The 16,423-nt window shown below is 71.2% G+C and carries 17 protein-coding genes; 7 read left to right on the forward strand and 10 right to left on the reverse strand.

Annotation, left to right across the window (positions count from 1 at the left end; translation table 11 throughout):
- Nucleotides 1-55: 55 nt before the first annotated feature.
- The 3 genes from OG584_RS11130 to OG584_RS11140 form a co-directional block, all read right to left on the reverse strand.
- Nucleotides 56-661 (reverse strand): MarC family protein, encoded by a 606-nt coding sequence (locus OG584_RS11130; RefSeq protein ID WP_405777492.1) that lies wholly within the window; start codon nt 659-661, stop codon nt 56-58.
- Nucleotides 662-854: 193 nt separating this feature from the next.
- Nucleotides 855-1,745, reverse strand: a complete 891-nt coding sequence (locus OG584_RS11135; protein ID WP_405777494.1) for a PHP domain-containing protein — start codon at nt 1,743-1,745, stop codon at nt 855-857.
- A gap of 86 nt (nt 1,746-1,831) precedes the next feature.
- Entirely contained in the window at nt 1,832-2,467 is a 636-nt protein-coding gene (locus OG584_RS11140) for a DUF6758 family protein (RefSeq protein ID WP_405777496.1), read from the reverse strand.
- Nucleotides 2,468-2,680: 213 nt separating this feature from the next.
- On the opposite strand from OG584_RS11140, the gene OG584_RS11145 reads away from it, so the two are divergent.
- Nucleotides 2,681-3,913: an MFS transporter gene (locus OG584_RS11145; RefSeq protein ID WP_405777498.1), complete on the forward strand. Its 1,233-nt coding sequence runs from the start codon at nt 2,681-2,683 to the stop codon at nt 3,911-3,913.
- Nucleotides 3,914-3,928: 15 nt separating this feature from the next.
- Here OG584_RS11145 and OG584_RS11150 read toward each other — a convergent pair whose 3' ends face one another.
- Nucleotides 3,929-4,522, reverse strand: coding sequence for a suppressor of fused domain protein (locus OG584_RS11150; protein ID WP_405777499.1), 594 nt, complete (start codon nt 4,520-4,522; stop codon nt 3,929-3,931).
- A 433-nt stretch (nt 4,523-4,955) separates the two neighbouring features.
- On the opposite strand from OG584_RS11150, the gene OG584_RS11155 reads away from it, so the two are divergent.
- Both OG584_RS11155 and OG584_RS11160 read left to right on the forward strand, forming a co-directional pair.
- On the forward strand, nt 4,956-6,071 hold the full coding sequence (locus tag OG584_RS11155) for a magnesium and cobalt transport protein CorA (protein ID WP_405777501.1): 1,116 nt from the start codon (nt 4,956-4,958) through the stop codon (nt 6,069-6,071).
- 55 nt (nt 6,072-6,126) lie between these two features.
- Nucleotides 6,127-6,636: a hypothetical protein gene (locus tag OG584_RS11160; protein WP_405777503.1), complete on the forward strand. Its 510-nt coding sequence runs from the start codon at nt 6,127-6,129 to the stop codon at nt 6,634-6,636.
- Between the two features lie 27 nt (nt 6,637-6,663).
- Here OG584_RS11160 and OG584_RS11165 read toward each other — a convergent pair whose 3' ends face one another.
- Entirely contained in the window at nt 6,664-7,401 is a 738-nt protein-coding gene (locus OG584_RS11165; protein ID WP_405777505.1) for a hypothetical protein, read from the reverse strand.
- Between the two features lie 209 nt (nt 7,402-7,610).
- Between OG584_RS11165 and OG584_RS11170 the strand changes: the two genes are divergently transcribed.
- The 3 genes from OG584_RS11170 to OG584_RS11180 are packed head-to-tail and all read left to right on the forward strand — an operon-like array spanning nt 7,611 to nt 10,651.
- Nucleotides 7,611-8,966, forward strand: coding sequence for a magnesium transporter MgtE N-terminal domain-containing protein (locus tag OG584_RS11170; protein WP_405777507.1), 1,356 nt, complete (start codon nt 7,611-7,613; stop codon nt 8,964-8,966).
- The gene (locus OG584_RS11175; RefSeq protein WP_405777509.1) at nt 8,956-9,474 is read left to right on the forward strand and encodes a DUF1003 domain-containing protein; all 519 of its coding nucleotides are present in this window, start codon (nt 8,956-8,958) and stop codon (nt 9,472-9,474) included. Before OG584_RS11170 ends, OG584_RS11175 begins: the two co-directional genes overlap by 11 nt.
- Nucleotides 9,475-9,517: 43 nt before the next feature.
- Nucleotides 9,518-10,651 (forward strand): Mrp/NBP35 family ATP-binding protein, encoded by a 1,134-nt coding sequence (locus OG584_RS11180; RefSeq protein WP_405777510.1) that lies wholly within the window; start codon nt 9,518-9,520, stop codon nt 10,649-10,651.
- Nucleotides 10,652-10,716: 65 nt separating this feature from the next.
- On the opposite strand, the gene OG584_RS11185 is transcribed toward OG584_RS11180, so the two are convergent.
- From OG584_RS11185 to sigE, 5 genes are all read right to left on the reverse strand, one after another.
- On the reverse strand, nt 10,717-11,328 hold the full coding sequence (locus OG584_RS11185; protein ID WP_405777512.1) for a hypothetical protein: 612 nt from the start codon (nt 11,326-11,328) through the stop codon (nt 10,717-10,719).
- 82 nt (nt 11,329-11,410) lie between these two features.
- The gene (locus OG584_RS11190) at nt 11,411-11,908 is read right to left on the reverse strand and encodes a sec-independent translocase (protein ID WP_405777514.1); all 498 of its coding nucleotides are present in this window, start codon (nt 11,906-11,908) and stop codon (nt 11,411-11,413) included.
- Nucleotides 11,909-12,010: 102 nt separating this feature from the next.
- Nucleotides 12,011-13,744 (reverse strand): S1C family serine protease, encoded by a 1,734-nt coding sequence (locus OG584_RS11195; RefSeq protein WP_405777516.1) that lies wholly within the window; start codon nt 13,742-13,744, stop codon nt 12,011-12,013.
- Nucleotides 13,745-13,863: 119 nt separating this feature from the next.
- Entirely contained in the window at nt 13,864-14,790 is a 927-nt protein-coding gene (locus OG584_RS11200; protein WP_405777518.1) for a zf-HC2 domain-containing protein, read from the reverse strand.
- Nucleotides 14,787-15,560 (reverse strand): RNA polymerase sigma factor SigE, encoded by a 774-nt coding sequence (sigE, locus tag OG584_RS11205; protein WP_405777519.1) that lies wholly within the window; start codon nt 15,558-15,560, stop codon nt 14,787-14,789. Before sigE ends, OG584_RS11200 begins: the two co-directional genes overlap by 4 nt.
- A 128-nt stretch (nt 15,561-15,688) precedes the next feature.
- Between sigE and OG584_RS11210 the strand changes: the two genes are divergently transcribed.
- A complete protein-coding gene (locus OG584_RS11210; RefSeq protein WP_405777521.1) occupies nt 15,689-16,354 on the forward strand; it encodes an O-methyltransferase in 666 nt (221 codons plus the stop codon).
- Nucleotides 16,355-16,423: the final 69 nt, after the last annotated feature.

A 16,423-nucleotide genomic window follows, 5' to 3' on the forward strand; every position in this document is an offset into this window, starting at 1 on the left:
CGCTGTGCGTCGGCGACCGCCCCGCGGGGCGCCACCTCGGCGCGGGGCCCGCGGCTCATCCGGCCCTGATGACCTGCGTGACACCGTTGATGATCTGCTGCACCGCGATGGCGGACAGCATCATGCCGGCGAGCCGGGTGACCAGCACGACACCGCCGTCCTTGATCACCCGGATGATCAGCAGCGAGTACCGCATGGTCACCCAGAGCACCACGTGCATCGCGACGATGGCGGCCCATACGGACACCTGCTGAGCCGCGGTCGACGCGTGCTGCACCGCGAGGATCACCGAGACGATGGCGCCGGGCCCCGCGAGCAGCGGCATGCCCAGCGGCACGAGAGCCACATTGACGTCCTTCGTCTGCGTCGGCTCGTCGGTCTTGCCGGTGAGCAGGTCGAGAGCGATGAGCAGCAGGAGCAGCCCGCCGGCGATCATCAGCGCCGGCACGGAGACATGGAGGTAGTCGAGGATCTGCTGGCCCAGCAGGCCGAAGACAGTGATCACTCCGAGTGCCACCGCCACCGCCTGCCCGGCCATCCGGCGCTGGACCTTGGCCGGGCGGCCCGCGGTGAGGGCAAGGAAGATCGGGGTGATCCCTGGAGGGTCCATGATCACAAAAAGGGTGACAAAGAGGGATCCGAAGACAGCGATGTCGAACACAGTGAGGGCCTTGCTTGCGTGGAGAGAGTGAGCAGGGAGGGTGGTGCCGGAGTACGTACCGGCACCGGAGGGCAGCACACCGGGTACCGCGGGAACGCGGCACACCGGGAGCGGCGGACGGGAAGCGGGCGAGCGGCGAGCGGCGCCGGACAGGTGGTCCGGTGCCGGTGCGGCTCGGGATCCTGGGCAGGACCTAGGCGGAGTCTCCGCCCGCGCCCGGAACGGGGAACGCCCCAGTCGCGCGCCGGATGATCTCGCCGTAGACCTCGGGATGCGTCGTACACGCTCCGAGCTCAACGGATTTGCGGCTGCCGTGGTAGTCGCTGGAGCCCGTGACCAGCAGGCCCAGCTCGGCGGCGAGGCCGCGCAGCCTGGCGCGGGTGGGCTCGTCGTGGTCCATGTGGTCGACCTCGATGCCGTCGAGGCCGCAGGCGGCGAGATCCGCGATCGCCGACTCGGGGACCACCCTGCCCCGCTTGGCGGCCTGCGGGTGAGCGAAGACGGTGACTCCACCGGCCTGCTTGACCAGCCGGACCGCCGTGAAGGGGTCGAGTTCGTGCTTCTCGGCGTACGCGCGCCCGCCGTCGCCCAGCCACTCGGCGGTGAAGGCGTCGGACACGGTCTCGACGACCCCCAGCTGCACCAGGGCGGTGGCGATGTGCGGACGGCCCAGTGACGCGTCGCCCGCGATGCGTGCCACCTGGTCCCAGGTGATCGGGACGCCCAGCTCCTGGAGCCTGCCGACCATGGCCCGCGCTCGCGGGACCCGGTCGTCGCGTACGAGTTCGCGCTCCCGCAGGAACTCCGGTTCGCCGGGGTCGAAGAGGTACGCGAGCATGTGCAGCCCGGTGCTCCCGGTGTCCTCGCCGCCTTCGCCGCCGGCGAGACGGCAGGAGAGCTCGGCGCCCGTGACGAGCGTCAGCCCGGCGGGCAGTGCCGCGCGGGCCTCGGCGTGCCCACGGGTCGAGTCGTGGTCGGTGAGCGCGACGACATCGAGTCCGGCGGCGGACGCGTTGCGCACCAGCTCAGCCGGGGTGTCCGTACCGTCCGAGGCCGTGGAGTGGGTGTGCAGGTCGATGCGCACGACGCGGGACTCCGGAGCTCGGGGACGTAGGACGGTCCGTCCACCAGGGGACGCTCAAGGGTAACCGGCGCGCGGGCCCGTCCCGGTCAGTCCAGGATGCGCGGGGACAGCGCCCCGCACGGCAGCAGTTCCATCTCCGTGCCCGCCTCCCGCAGGTCCGTGAGCACCAGCTCGTCGTACATCAGCAGCCCGGACTGCTCGGGCCAGAGAATCGCCCAGAGCCAGAGCCCGCGCGCTTCCCCCGCGAAGACCGCGCGGTCGGTGGGGGACTCGACGCGCCAGAGCGGCGTGGGCCGGCCCGCCGCCAGGACCTTGGCCTGCGGCGGTTTACCGACGTCGATGTACGGGGCGGGGTCGGGGCCCTCGACGCCCGCGTACCGCGCCCCGAGCCCCACGCCCAGCTCCTCGGCCACGAGCAGCAGCTCCCCCGGCCCTTCAAGCGGCCCTGGGCCCGAGCACGCCACAGCTGTGGCCCGGCCGCCGCTCCGGTCGTCGCCGGCGCTCACCACACCCGTGAAGAGCCAGCCGACGGGCAGCGGCCAGGGCATCCAGACGGGTACCCGCGCGCGATGGGCGACCACCTCCAGCGCCTCGACGCTGGGCGGGATCACCGGCTGCAGCGGATGGACCACGCCGTGCGCGTCGCACTGCCACGTGTCGGCGAAGAGGCCGGGTGCCCTGACCCGGCCACCACACTTCGGGCAACTGGGTTCGCCCCTCATACCTCCCAACGGTCCTCCCCGCCCGTCACCACGTCAAGGACGATCACCCGTCCGCCGCACACGCGTGCGGGCCGCCGGCGCTCCCCTCCCCGCCGCCGGCGGCCGCAGGGCCCCGGCAAAACTAGATGCATGTTGCATTCATTAGCCTCACTAACTTATTGTGTGTATAACACAACGATCCAGCGCGACGATCAATGAGAGTGAGGGCGTGCCATGCCGGGAGAGGATCCGTTCGACGAAGGGGCCGGAAGCATCCTGCGTCAGCCGATGGCCGTATGGGCCACGGCGGGTGCGTCGGTCGTGGCCTTCATGGGGATCGGGCTCGTCGACCCGATCCTGCCGTCCATCGCCAAGGGCCTGCAGGCGACACCGAGCCAGGTCTCCCTCCTCTTCACCTCGTACTTCCTGATCACCGCCGTGGCGATGCTGGTCACCGGCTGGGTCTCCAGCCGGATCGGCGGCAAGAAGACCCTGCTCGCCGGACTCGCGCTGGTAGTGGTCTTCGCCGCCCTTTCCGGCACGTCGGGCTCCGTCGGCGAGCTGGTCGGCTTCCGGGCCGGCTGGGGGCTGGGCAACGCGCTCTTCGTCTCCACGGCGCTCGCCGTCATCGTCGGCGCCGCGGCGGGCGGCAGCGCGGCAGCGATCCTGCTGTACGAATCCGCTCTCGGGCTCGGCATGGCCTGCGGGCCCCTGGTCGGAGCGCTGCTCGGCAACGCGAGCTGGCGCTACCCGTTCTTCGGTACCGCGGCGCTGATGGCCATCGGCTTCATCTGCATCTCGTTCCTGCTCAAGGAACAGCCCAAGCCGGCCAGGAAGACCGCGCTGCTCGACCCCATCCGGGCGCTCGGCCACGGCGGGCTCGCCTCCGTGGCGGGATCGGCCTTCTTCTACAACTACGCGTTCTTCACGGTCCTGGCCTTCACGCCGTTCGTTCTGAACATGACGCCGTACAAGTCGGGCGCGGTCTTCTTCGGCTGGGGTCTGCTGCTCGCGGTGTTCTCCGTACTCGTGGCGCCCCGGCTCCAGAAGCGCTTCGGCACCCTGAAGGTGCTGGGCGCCTCACTGGTGCTCCTCGCCGCCGACCTGGTGGTCCTCGGCTACGGCGACCACACGACGGCGATCGTCTGCACGATCGTGTCCGGCGCGTTCATCGGCCTGAACAACACCGTCTACACGGAGCTGGCGCTCGGTGTCTCGGACGCGCCACGCCCGGTGGCGAGCGCGGGCTACAACTTCGTCCGCTGGTTCGCGGCGGCCGCCGCACCCTTCCTCGCCCCGCACATCGAGGGCTGGACCAGCATCCACATCCCGTTCGTGGTGGCCGCGGCAGCCGCGGTGCTCGGCGCGGTGGTCGTATGGGTACGGCGTGCGGCGCTGACCCACGAGGCGCAGGAGCTGGAACCGGCGCACGCGACCGAGGACGGCGTGTCCGCCTTCGTCAACTGAGCCCCGGCAGACCGGTCAGTCCAGTGCGACGGACCTGCGCAGCGGGTCGCGCAGGTCCGTTCCGCGCGCCAGCCAGCGCTCCTGGAGCTCACCGGCGCCGTGCACCCGTTTCCACGCCGCCTCGTTGTCCGTCATGGGCAGCAGCGGCAGGAAGCGGACCGGGTCCAGCGGCGCGTCGAGCTCCAGGTCGTCGACGAGCCCGCCCGGCTCGGCGACGAGGACCGAGCTGAACGGCGCGCCGCTCCACAGGGGTTCACCCAGGTCGAGCGAGGCGCCGGGAGCCACAACGACACCTTCGACCTGCGGCGACGCGGCGAGCACGGCAAGCGGGCGGAGCACCTGGTCCGTCTCCGCGAGCCCGGCACGCACCGAGAGGACCAGTTCGGCTCGCGGACCCTGCACCGGGTCCGCGAGCGTCGCCGTGGGGTCGGACATCGGGTGCGCGGACATCCCGAGCGTGGCGTACCGGACGACGGCCGGGTCCCGGGCGTCCACGAAGCGCAGCACCTCGATCCGGTCCGTACCGAGGAACGTCACGGCCGCGCGGGCATCCGGTTCGCCCAGCGCTGAGCACAGCCGGGCTTCGACCAGAGCGAGAACATCTGCCATGCGCCCGAGCATAGAGCGCGTATCGAACAGGCAAAGTGGGGGCTTGACACTTCAGCCGGCTGATAGTCTTGGCCGCTGGTCAGGGCAGCATCATCGTCCCCTACGGGGGACCGGCCGGAGGAGGTGGGACTGCGATGGATCGAGATCCGAGTCGACCGTGCAGTACAAGCCGCTCTTCCGCGCATTTTCCGTGTTCTCTGTGACCCGAGACCCTGCATACCCGGCCGCCACGCCGGGAAACCCCTGAGTCTCATGGCATTTCGCACGCCGGAAGAGCATCTCGCTTCTGTCTGATCCGTGTCTGTAGCGAACGCCGTCACCGCGACGCTGCGGTTCCGCCCGCTTTGCGGACGTATGAGTCCTACGCCTCGATACGCCCTCATTCCGGGCAGTGCCACGCCCGCCGACGGCCCCTCCGTGAAGGAGTCCCGCCATGTCGATGATCCGTGACCTGCGCGCAGCGGTCCGTCCCGCCCTGCGCAAGAGCAGCTCCACGCACAGCAATTACGACCCCACCCGCGACCCGTCGGCCAGCAGCGCGGTCGTCGACTGCGCCGTCTACCTGGACGGCGTACGTGAATCGGGCGAGAAGTGCCTGACGCCGCGTGAGGCGCTGCGGCGCGCACACGACTCGGGCGGTTTCACCTGGATCGGGCTCCACGAGCCGACCGAGGAGGAATTCTCCGGTATCGCGGCCGAGTTCGGGCTGCACCCGCTCGCGGTCGAGGACGCCGTGCACGCACACCAGCGGCCCAAGCTGGAGCGGTACGACGACACCCTCTTCACCGTGTTCAAGACGATCCACTACGTCGAGCACGCCGAACTCACCTCCACCAGCGAGGTCGTCGAGACCGGCGAGGTGATGTGCTTCACCGGGCGGGACTTCGTGATCACCGTGCGGCACGGCGGCCAGGGCTCGCTGCGCGCGCTGCGACACCGCTTGCAGGAGGACACCGAGCTGCTCGCCAAGGGCCCGTCGGCCGTACTGCACGCCATCGCCGACCAGGTGGTCGACGGCTATCTGGCCGTGGCGTCCGCCGTGCAGGACGACATCGACGAGGTCGAGATCGACGTCTTCTCCGAGCCCGCGAAGGGAACTTCGCGGGGTACCGACGCGGGGCGCATCTACCAGCTGAAGCGCGAGGTACTGGAGTTCAAGCGGGCGGTCTCGCCGCTGCTGCGTCCGATGCAGCAGCTCAGCGAGCGGCCGATGCGGCTGGTCGACCCGGACATCCAGAAGTACTTCCGCGATGTCGCGGACCACCTGGCGCGGGTCCAGGAGCAGGTCGTCGGCTTCGACGACCTGCTCAACTCGATCCTCCAGGCGAACCTGGCGCAGGCGACGGTCGCGCAGAACGAGGACATGCGCAAGATCACCGCGTGGGCTGCCATCATCGCCGTACCGACCATGATCACGGGGGTCTACGGCATGAACTTCGAGCACATGCCCGAGCTCCACTGGCGGTACGGCTACCCGATGGTGATGGTGGGGATCCTGGCCCTGTGTGTCGGCATCCACCGCACGCTGAAGCGGAACGGGTGGCTCTGAGGGGGCCGGTCCCACCGGGGCGGGGCGGCGGGCGCCCTGCGCCTACCCTGGTCCCATGACTCAGACCTTCCTTGAGCGGGCCCTCGTCGAGGAGGCCACCAAGAAGTCCGGCCTCATCTGGGTGCGGGGCACGGGTCCTGCGCGGGCGCTCTGGCACGTCTGGCACGAGGGCGCCGCCCTGATCGTCGGTGACGGGCCCGGTGAGCAGCCGCTGCCGGGGCTCGCCGACGGGGCGGCGGCCGAGGTCACGGTGCGCAGCAAGGACAAGGGCGGGCGGCTGGTCGCCTGGACGGCGCTGACGGCGGAGCTCGCGCCCCGCACGGAAGCGTGGGAGGCGGCCGTGGCCGAGCTGAAGGGGAAGCGGCTGAACGCCCCGGACGGCGAGGCCATGGTGGAGCGCTGGGCGCGGGAGTGCCGCGTGGTGCGGCTCGTTCCCCGGGAGGCTCTCACGGCGCTGCCCGAGGGATCGCTGTCCGCCGCCCCGCTGCCGACGTCCGCGACAACCCGTCAGGAGATCCCGGCGGGCCTGCCCAAACTGCTGCTGAGGCGCAAGCGCCGCCGGTGACCTGGTACCGGGGCCGGGGCCGGGGTCCTACGACGTGGGCAGCTCGTGTCCGTAGTCCACCGTGTCGCCCTTGCCCGGCGGCACCAGCGTGACGTTGCTGTTCCACTGCGTCAGCTGGAGCGTGCCCGCACCGCCGGCCCGCTCGAACCGCAGCGGATACGGGGTCCCCTTCAGGGACACGTCGAGCCTGCCGCCCTTCCCGTCTCCGCCGGTGACCTGTACTGCCGGGACGCCGCCCACCTTGGTCCGGTCGCCCTTGCCCAGTGAGCCGTGCAGCCCCAGCAGCCCGCCGAGGAGGGCGTGCATGTCGGTGAACCCGCGGAACTGGTCGTATGCCGGGTCGCTCTTGGGCACCTTGACGTACTTGTCGTCCAGCTTGCCGGCGGCGCCCGTCCCGTCCTTGCCGCCGGTCTGCTTCCAGAAGTCCGCCCCGGCCTTCACATAGAGCGCGTCGCCGATGCGCAGCAGCGCGAACGTACTGCTCCTCGATGTGACGGAGCCGGTGCCGCCCTGCGCGTTGAGGCGCATGTCCAGCTGGTACGAGCCGCCCTTGCCGATCAGCGTGCCGGAGAGGGACACCGCCTTGGCCGCGTCGGCTGCGGCGCGGGCCTTCGCCTCGATCTGCTCCGCGGAGAGCTTGCCGACCCCGTTGGTCCCCGCGTCGGGGTCGCCCGCGCAGGCCGCGAGCGACACCGCCAGGACGGCGCACACCGCGCCTGCGAGGCCTGCCCTGCGGGCCCGGGTGGCCGGGGGAAATGCAGCCACGTGCGCACTGCCTCTCATACGAGTGTCCTCACCAGGAGACCGCAGCGTACCCGGGTCACCCGCGCTGAACGGAACAGAGCCATCCGGACCCGCTGCCGGGGCGGCACGGAACGGGACGGGCTAACGTGAAGCCCGAACAAGGCGCCGCAACGGCATGAACGGCACGAACCAGACACGGCACGGAGCGTACGAAGAGGAGGCGCGCGCGGATGGCGGCAGGCGTCCCCCGGATCTTCGTCTCGCACCTCGCCGGCGTCTCGGTCTTCGACCCGAACGGCGACCAGGTGGGCCGCGTCCGCGACCTCGTCGCGATGCTGCGGGTCGGCAGCCGCCCGCCGCGGCTGCTCGGACTGGTCGTCGAGGTGGTCGGCCGCCGCCGGATCTTCCTGCCCATGACCCGGGTCACCGGTATCGAGTCGGGTCAGGTCATCACCACCGGCGTGGTCAATGTGCGCCGCTTCGAACAGCGCCCCACGGAACGCCTGGTCCTCGGCGAGCTGCTCGACCGGCGGGTGCGGCTGACCGGTACGGACGAGCAGGTGACCGTCCTGGACGTGTCCGTGCAGCAGCTGCCGGCCCGCCGCGACTGGGAGATCGACAAGGTCTTCGTGCGGAAGGGGAAGGGCGGGGCGCTGCGGCGCAAGGGCGAGACGCTGACCGTCGAGTGGTCGGGGGTCACCGGTTTCTCGCTGGAGGAGGAGGGACAGGGCGCGGAGAGCCTGGTCGCCACCTTCGAGGAGCTGCGCCCGGCCGACCTCGCCAACGTGATGCACCATCTGACGCCCAAGCGCCGGGCCGAGGTGGCCGCCGCACTCGACGACGACCGCCTCGCGGACGTCCTGGAGGAGCTGCCCGAGGACGACCAGGTGGAGATCCTCGGCAAGCTCCAGGAGGAGCGCGCGGCGGATGTCCTGGAGGCGATGGACCCGGACGACGCGGCCGACCTGCTGAGCGAACTGCCCGAGGAGGACAAGGAGCGGCTGCTGACGCTGATGCGGCCGGACGACGCGGCCGATGTGCGGCGGCTGCTCTCCTACGAGGAGCGGACGGCGGGCGGTCTGATGACCACCGAGCCGATCGTGCTGCGCCCGGACGCGACGATCGCCGACGCGCTGGCCCGCGTACGGAAGGAGGACCTCTCCCCCGCCCTGGCCGCCCAGGTGTACGTGTGCAGGCCGCCCGACGAGACGCCGACCGGCAAGTACCTGGGTGCGGTGCACTTCCAGCGGCTGCTGCGCGATCCCCCGTTCACCCTGGTCGGCGCGATCGTCGACAGCGACCTCCCGCCGCTGCCGCCGCAGGCCACGCTGCCGGTGCTGACGAGCTATCTCGCCGCGTACAACCTGCTCGCGGCCCCCGTCGTGGATGTGAGCGGTTCGCTGCTCGGGGTGGTCACCGTCGACGACGTGCTGGACCACCTGCTGCCGAGCGACTGGCGCGAGACCGACTTCCACCAGGAGTCCGGCGTCACCGGTGACCCGGACACCGATGACGAGCGGCCCGACGAGGACGAAGGCCGGCCCGGCCCGGACGATCTCCCCGCGGAGGCCGCCGATGACCGCTGAGCCGACGTCCAGGGGCCGTCTCGACCAGCCGCTCGCGCCGAAGCGGCGCTGGCTGCCCGAGTACGACCCGGAGTCCTTCGGCCGGACATCGGAGCGGGTCGCGCGCTTCCTGGGGACCGGCAGGTTCATCGTCTGGATGACCGTCGTCATCGTCATCTGGGTGGTGTGGAACACCTGGGCGCCGCACGCGCTGCGCTTCGACCCGTTCCCCTTCATCTTCCTGACCCTGGTGCTCTCGCTGCAGGCCTCGTACGCGGCCCCGCTGATCCTCCTCGCGCAGAACCGCCAGGACGACAGGGACCGGGTCAATCTGGAACAGGACCGCCACCAGAACGAACGCTCCATCGCCGACACCGAATACCTCACACGGGAGATCGCGGCGCTGCGGATGGGCCTGGGCGAGGTCGCCACCCGTGACTGGATCCGGTCCGAACTCCAGGACCTGGTGAAGGACATGGCGGAGCGGCGTCAGGTATTCCCGCGGGAAAGTGACGAAGCCGACCACTGACCGCTCTTTCCCGCGGCCACTGCGGGCGCCGTACCATCGACGCATGGCTATGGAAGACGCGGTGCGTGAAGCACTGGCGACAGTGAACGACCCCGAGATCCACCGACCGATCACCGAACTCGGCATGGTCAAATCGGTCGACATCGGTGCGGACGGGGCGGTCGCTGTCACGGTCTACCTCACCGTCTCCGGTTGCCCGATGCGCGAGACGATCACCACCAATGTGACCGACGCCGTCGCCCGTGTCGAAGGTGTGACCTCGGTCAGCGTCGAACTGGACGTGATGAGCGACGAGCAGCGCAAGGAGCTCGCGACCTCGCTGCGCGGCGGCACCGCCGAGCGCGAGGTGCCCTTCGCCAAGCCCGGCTCGCTGACCCGCGTGTACGCGGTCGCCTCCGGCAAGGGCGGCGTCGGCAAGTCGTCGGTGACGGTCAACCTGGCTGCCGCGCTGGCCGCGGACGGACTGAAGGTCGGCGTGGTCGACGCGGACATCTACGGCCACAGCGTGCCGCGGATGCTCGGCGCCTACGGCCATCCCACCCAGGTCGAGAACATGATCATGCCGCCGTCCGCGCACGGCGTGAAGGTCATCTCGATCGGCATGTTCACGCCGGGCAACGCTCCGGTGGTGTGGCGCGGGCCGATGCTGCACCGCGCGCTTCAGCAGTTCCTGGCGGACGTGTACTGGGGCGACCTCGACGTGCTCCTGCTCGACCTGCCGCCGGGCACGGGCGACATCGCGATCTCGGTGGCGCAGCTCGTGCCGAACGCCGAGATCCTGGTGGTCACCACCCCGCAGCAGGCCGCCGCCGAGGTGGCCGAGCGGGCCGGATCGATCGCCGTGCAGACCCACCAGAAGATCGTCGGTGTCGTCGAGAACATGTCGGGCCTGCCCTGCCCGCACTGCGACGAGATGGTCGACGTCTTCGGTACGGGCGGCGGGCAGAAGGTCGCGGAGGGCCTGACGAAGACCACCGGCGCGACCGTCCCGGTGCTCGGCTCCATCCCGATCGACGTCCGGCTGCGGGAGGGCGGCGACGAGGGCAAGCCCGTCGTCCTGACCGACCCGGACTCCCCCGCGGGCGCCGCGCTGCGCGCCATCGCATCCAAGCTGAGCAGCCGTCAGCGCGGTCTGGCGGGCATGTCGCTCGGGGTCACCCCGCGCAACAAGTTCTAGATCTCCGCACAGCACACCGGGGGCGGGCCGCTTCGGCGGCCCGCCCCCGGTGTGCTGCTGTCATCTCACACGTACACGGTGATGTCCCTGGCCACCGCGAAGCCCAGCCCGTACGCGCTCATCCCGCGCCCGTACGCTCCCAGGTGCACCCCGCTCGACGTGGCCCCGGCCAGCACCCAGCCGAACTCCACCTCGCGGTAGGCGAACGGTGTCGGCTCCCCGTCCACCGGCAGCGTCAGCTCCGACCACTCCTGGCCGGTCAGGTCGTCCGCCAGCTCGAACGCGGCCTCGGTCTGCTGCTCCAGCCAGTCGTCACGCAGCGAGTGGTCCAGCTGGGCGGGCCAGGTGCAGGCCAGCAGCCCGGAGGCCGCCAGCCAGGCCGCGGACGAGACGGTGGTGGCCTCCAGTACGCCCGTACCGTCGCCGCTGCGCCGCACCGGGCTGGACGCGATGGTCACCACGACCGCGAAGTGGTCCTTCTCCGGGGTCGCGTCCGGTCTCACGGCGGGCTCGTCCCCATGGCCCAGGGAACCGTGCTGGACCGTGCCATCCGCGGCGATGCCGACCTGCATCAGCCGCCGGGGCCCGGTGAACGCCTCATCCAGGCCGTACCAGGCAAAGGGCGCCCTCAGATAGTCGTCGACCGTGCGCGTCCCAGTCCGACTCGTCGTCTCCATGTGCCGGCCGCCTCCTCGATCCTCAGCGTCCGAAGCGGCCCACCCCCACGGGCGCCCTCACTGCCGGACAGAGGGAGGATACTCAGGTGGCGTCGGCGTCGAAGGGCGGACGCTCGCCAGTGTCGACCGTCACACTCTTCTTCTGCAGGTCAGGGCCGCTCTTCTTGAGCATGTCCGGGCCTGTCGATGAGCCATTGGCACCAGCGGGGGCGATCTCGGCGGCGGTCTCCGCCTCGTCCTCGGTGATGCTGGACCTGCCGTTCACCACATCGGTGATCTCGGAGATCTCCTTCTTGAGATCGAAGCTGCTGCGGATCTCCTTCAGCCCCAGGTCGTCGCTGCCGTCCATCAGCTGCTTGCGCACGAACGTCTTGGGGTTGAGGTCCTCGAACTCGAAGTCCTTGAACTCGGGACCCAGCTCGGTGCGGATGTCCTCTTTGGCGCTCTCGGAGAACTCGCGGATCTTCCGGATCGTCCGGGTGACGTCCTGGATGACCTTCGGCAGCTTGTCCGGGCCGAAAACAATCACGGCGAGCACCACGAGGGTCACGATCTCAAGGGGGCCTACGTCATTGAACACTTTTGCTCCTGGTGTTCTCCGCGGCCCGCAGGTCGGGGTGTGGTCCGGGCCCCGACCACGGTACCCGGCGAAGCCACCCGGACGGTACCTCCCGCTGACCTTTCATGTGCCGTCGGCCGATCCAAGAGTCAAGGTCACAGGCCGCTCGCGGCCGTCCCTGCGCACCGTGAGAGCGAGTGCGTCACCCGGCCGGTGGGCCCGGATCGCGACGATCAGCTCCTGGGCGCTGTGCACCGGCTCACCGTCCACACCTGTGACGATGTCCCCCGGCTCGACGCCCGCGCCGGCCCCCACGCCCCCGGGCGCCACCGCGGGGCCGCCGTCGTTCGCCCTGTCCGCCACCCGGGCCCCGTCGCCCGCGTACCCCATGTCGAGTGTGACGCCGATCACGGGGTGGGTGGCCCTGCCGGTGTTGATGAGCTCCTCCGCGACCCGCTTGGCCTCGTTGACGGGGATCGCGAACCCCAGCCCTATCGAACCGCCCTGGCTCTCCCCCGTGTCCGGGCTGCCGTCGGCGGCACGGATCGCGCTGTTGATGCCGATGACCCGGGCCTTGGCATCGACCAGCGGGCCACCCGAGTTGCCCGGGTTGATCGGGGCGTCGGTCTGGAGAGCGTCGACATAGCTGGTGTCGCCGCCGTCCTCCTGCGCACCGCCCGACGCGATCGGGCGGTGCTTGGCGCTGATGATGCCGGAGGTCACCGTGTTGGCCAGGCCGAAGGGTGCGCCGATGGCCACCACCGGATCGCCGACCTGGACGTTGTCGGAGTTGCCCAGGGGCAGCGGGGTGAGTCCGGAGACGCCGGTGACCCTGACCACGGCCAGGTCGTAGCCGCTGTCCCTGCCGACGACCTCGGCCCTGGCGCTCTGGCCGCCGCTGAAGGTGACGGTGATGTCGCCGTCGGATCCGGCGGGTTCGACCACATGGTCGTTGGTGAGGATGCGCCCCTCGCGGTCGAGGACGAAACCCGTTCCGGTGTCCGCCCGGCCGCCTCCCCCGACATGCAGGGTGACCACACCGGGCAGCGCGCTCGCCGCGATCCCCGCCACGGTGCCGGGCGCGCGGGCGGGGCTCTCCCTGCCCGCTTGCGGGAGCCGCACCTGAGTCGAGCCGTTCAGTTCGGCGTACGCGCCCACTCCGCCGCCGATGGCCCCGGTGACGAGCGCGAGCACGACCGCTCCCACGACGGCGCCGCGGCGGCGTCTCTTCCCCTCGGCGGGCGGGGGCGGGGGCGAGGACACGAGCGGGGGCGCGCCCCACGGGTCGTGGCGCAGCCACGGCGACACCTGATGCACGGTCTGCTGCCGCATGGACTGGTGGCCGGGCTGTTGCATGGACTGATGGCCGGGCTGTTGCGCGGACGCATACGACGGTTGGGGCTGCTGCGGCGGGAGCGGCTGCTGGTGTGTCTGCGGCGGCAGTGGCTGGTGGGGTGCCTGCGGCATGTGGTGCTGCGGTGTCTGAGCCGCACCGGTGTACGGCGACGGGACGTGGGTGCCCCCTGCCGGTGTGGGGACAGGCCGCTGGACGGGCGGCGCCGGGGCCCAGGGGCCCGGCCCGCCGTAGGGCGGGGTGCTGTAGGGGTCGCGGTCGTGCAGCGCCCGTGGCCGGACGGCAGGGTTGCCGTTCCCTGCGGAGGCAGCCCCTGCGGCGCCGTCCGGGCCGACCGCGTGTTCCGGGCCTCCGGGAAGATCAGGCCGTGCCGACCGCGGAAGCTCGGGCCGGGTGCCGTCCCGTGGCGGCTCCGGCTGCTGTTCGGACCGCGGCTGCGCGGGGTGTTCGGCGGGGCTGCTCCACCACGTGGCGCCCCGCCCGGTGAGCTTCCCGTCGTCCATGCTCTCCCCGCACCCGCCCCACGCTCCGCCGCCCTGTGGCGGGCAGCCAGCAGCGATTCAACCAGGTTTCCCGCTCACCGGGGCCCGCTCGGCGGGCTCCACCCGGTGCCGGGCAGGAGTCAGTGCCGGCCGGAGGCCGGGAGCCCCGAGGAGCCGGGGACGGCCGGGCGGGCCGGTGACGGCGTGGCCGTCGGGCTCGGCTGCGAGGGCCGCGCGGGCGGGGCAGCCGCCATGGGGGGACGGACATCGGACAGCGACGAGACCGTGACCAGCGGGGTCGTGAGCGAGTACAGCGACTGCTGGGCGGAACGGCCGTCGGGTGCGGACGTCGAGCGCCGTGCGGCAAAGGCAGTGGGCAGGGCAGGGGCCTGTCCGCGGTCGTTCAGCGCGGCACCTGCATCCCCTCCGGCCCGGCGGCGGTGCAGGGCCGCGCCGATACCGACCGGGTCCGTGGCGCTCATCGGCGTCACGTTGCTCGGAACGCCGTCGTTGCGCGCCGGGGAGTCGCCCGCTCCGTCGAGCGGCAGCGTGCCGCCCAGCGCGATGGCGGCCAGGGAGACCGCACTGGCTGCCGCGAAGGCGAACCTCCGTCCACGCCAGGCCGATCGCTCCTGGTCGGTCCGGCCCACCGGGTGGATCCGGAAACCGTTGTCCGGGCCGCCGCCCGGAAGCGTGGTGGCATGCGGGCCCGCGGGAACATAGCCGAACGTGTCGATCCGGGGATCCGGGGAACGCCCGGCGGGCCCGAAGAGTTCGTCGGCGAAGCGTCCGCCGAAAGGTCCGCGCTGACCGGGGCCGTCCCCGCCCGGTCCGCCCGGGAGCCCCTGCAGGCGGGCGAGCAGCCCTTCGGACGGCGGCGGGGGCGCGGTCTCGGCGAAGAAGCTTTTGAGTCGGCGCTGTGCGTCGGCCTCGGTCTTGCACTTCGCACAGGTGGCGAGGTGGGCCAGCACCCGCTCGCGCGCGTCGTCCTTCAGCTCACCGTCGACCAGGGCGGCGAGCCGGTCCCCGAGATGCTGCTCGGCCGGGGTCGGACTGGATCCACTCACGCGGTCCCATCCTCTCCGTCCATGCCGGATGCCACCCCGGCCAGCGCGCGCTGCTCGGCGCGACGGGCCTCGGGCGAACGGTGCTTGAGCGCCTTGCGCAGGTGGGAGCGGCCACGGTGAATCCTGCTGCGTACGGTTCCGAGCTTGACGCCCAGCGTCGCGGCGATCTCCTCGTACGACAGACCCTCGATGTCACACAGGACCACGGCCGCACGGAACTCCGGCGCCAGCGTGTCCAGCGCCTGCTGGACGTCCGCGTCGAAGTGGGTGTCGTGGAAGACCTGCTGCGGCGACGGCTCCCGGCTCGGCAGCCGCTCCGCCGCGTCGTCCCCGAGGGCGTCGAAGCGGATCCGCTGCTTGCGGCGGACCATGTCCAGGAAGAGGTTCGTGGTGATGCGGTGCAGCCAGCCCTCGAAGGTGCCCGGTGTGTACGTCGACAGCGAGCGGAAGACGCGGACGAAGACTTCCTGGGTGAGGTCCTCGGCGTCGTGCTGGTTGCCGGTCAGGCGGTACGCGAGCCGGTAGACCCGGCCGCTGTGCGTGCTGACGATCTCCTCCCACGAGGGCGGAGTCCATGCCTGCGCGTCCGCGTCTGAGGCGAAGGTCGCGGTCTGTACGGAGTCAGCAGCGCTGGAGCTGTCAGCAATGTCGGTCACGGATTTCGGCTCACCCGCCGACCTGAGAAAGCGCCGCAGCACTCCTCCCCGATCCACAGGCGCAGCCGCACCTCCCCTGTCGGCTCTGGTGGTGTCCAGTGGAGCCCCTACCATAGCCACCTCGCCCGTTAGCTCCGGATAAGACTGATTGCCGGATTCCTCGTACATTCCGCATCCCCCCTGCCCTCCTACAACGCCCGGTCCCATCTGCGGGTTCCCGGACGCAGCGGATACAGTCACGAGTGCGCCAACTACGGGGACAGGAGAGGGCCATTACCGCCAACCGGCAGACGAGCTGGGCGTTCGCCGACGCTTTTGTCGCCGAGGACGAAGCCCTGCGCTGGGCCCGCGACCGGGCCCGCGACTCAGGCCTGCCCTCGGTCTCCCCCGGCACCGGCGCGGCACTTCGGCTGCTCGCTGCCACCACGGACGCCAAAGCGGTGGCGGAAATCGGCACAGGAACGGGCGTATCGGGCATCTATCTGCTTCAGGGCATGCGCCCCGACGGCGTCCTGACCACGGTCGACCCGGAGCCCGAGCGCCAGGGGTTCGCCCGTCAGGCGTTCCGCTCGGCCGGCTTCGCGTCGAACCGGGCACGCTTCATCCCCGGCCGGGCCCTCGACGTCCTGCCGCGCCTCGCGGACGGCGGGTACGACCTCGTCTTCTGCGACGGTGACCGGCTGGAGTCGCTGGACGTGCTCGCTGAATCGTTGCGCCTGCTGCGGCCCGGCGGCCTGGTCTGCTTCGAGGGTGTCTTCGCCGACGGACGTACGGTCGACTCCGCCGCCCAGCCCGCCGAAGTGCTGCACCTGCGCGACCTGCTGCGCACCGTGCGCGAGAGCCAGGAGCTGCTGCCCTCGCTCCTGCCGGTCGGCGACGGGTTGCTCTGCGCCGTACGCCTGGGCTGAACTCGCCACGAGGGCGGGCCTCCAGCCCCCCGGCCCGGCCCGCATCCCTGGCAACGCCCCGCAAAACAA

This window comes from Streptomyces sp. NBC_00859, assembly GCF_045161865.1.
Lineage (GTDB): Bacteria > Actinomycetota > Actinomycetes > Streptomycetales > Streptomycetaceae > Streptomyces.

Bases quoted from the DNA above. Each gene is read 5' to 3' on its own strand.
- OG584_RS11140 (WP_405777496.1), bottom strand. From the start codon at position 2,467: ATGAGGGGCGAACCCAGTTGCCCGAAGTGTGGTGGCCGGGTCAGGGCA.
- OG584_RS11145 (WP_405777498.1), top strand. From the start codon at position 2,681: ATGCCGGGAGAGGATCCGTTCGACGAAGGGGCCGGAAGCATCCTGCGT.
- OG584_RS11150 (WP_405777499.1), bottom strand. From the start codon at position 4,522: ATGGCAGATGTTCTCGCTCTGGTCGAAGCCCGGCTGTGCTCAGCGCTG.
- OG584_RS11155 (WP_405777501.1), top strand. From the start codon at position 4,956: ATGTCGATGATCCGTGACCTGCGCGCAGCGGTCCGTCCCGCCCTGCGC.
- OG584_RS11160 (WP_405777503.1), top strand. From the start codon at position 6,127: ATGACTCAGACCTTCCTTGAGCGGGCCCTCGTCGAGGAGGCCACCAAG.
- OG584_RS11170 (WP_405777507.1), top strand. From the start codon at position 7,611: ATGGCGGCAGGCGTCCCCCGGATCTTCGTCTCGCACCTCGCCGGCGTC.
- OG584_RS11175 (WP_405777509.1), top strand. From the start codon at position 8,956: ATGACCGCTGAGCCGACGTCCAGGGGCCGTCTCGACCAGCCGCTCGCG.
- OG584_RS11180 (WP_405777510.1), top strand. From the start codon at position 9,518: ATGGCTATGGAAGACGCGGTGCGTGAAGCACTGGCGACAGTGAACGAC.
- OG584_RS11185 (WP_405777512.1), bottom strand. From the start codon at position 11,328: ATGGAGACGACGAGTCGGACTGGGACGCGCACGGTCGACGACTATCTG.
- OG584_RS11195 (WP_405777516.1), bottom strand. From the start codon at position 13,744: ATGGACGACGGGAAGCTCACCGGGCGGGGCGCCACGTGGTGGAGCAGC.
- sigE (WP_405777519.1), bottom strand. From the start codon at position 15,560: ATGGTAGGGGCTCCACTGGACACCACCAGAGCCGACAGGGGAGGTGCG.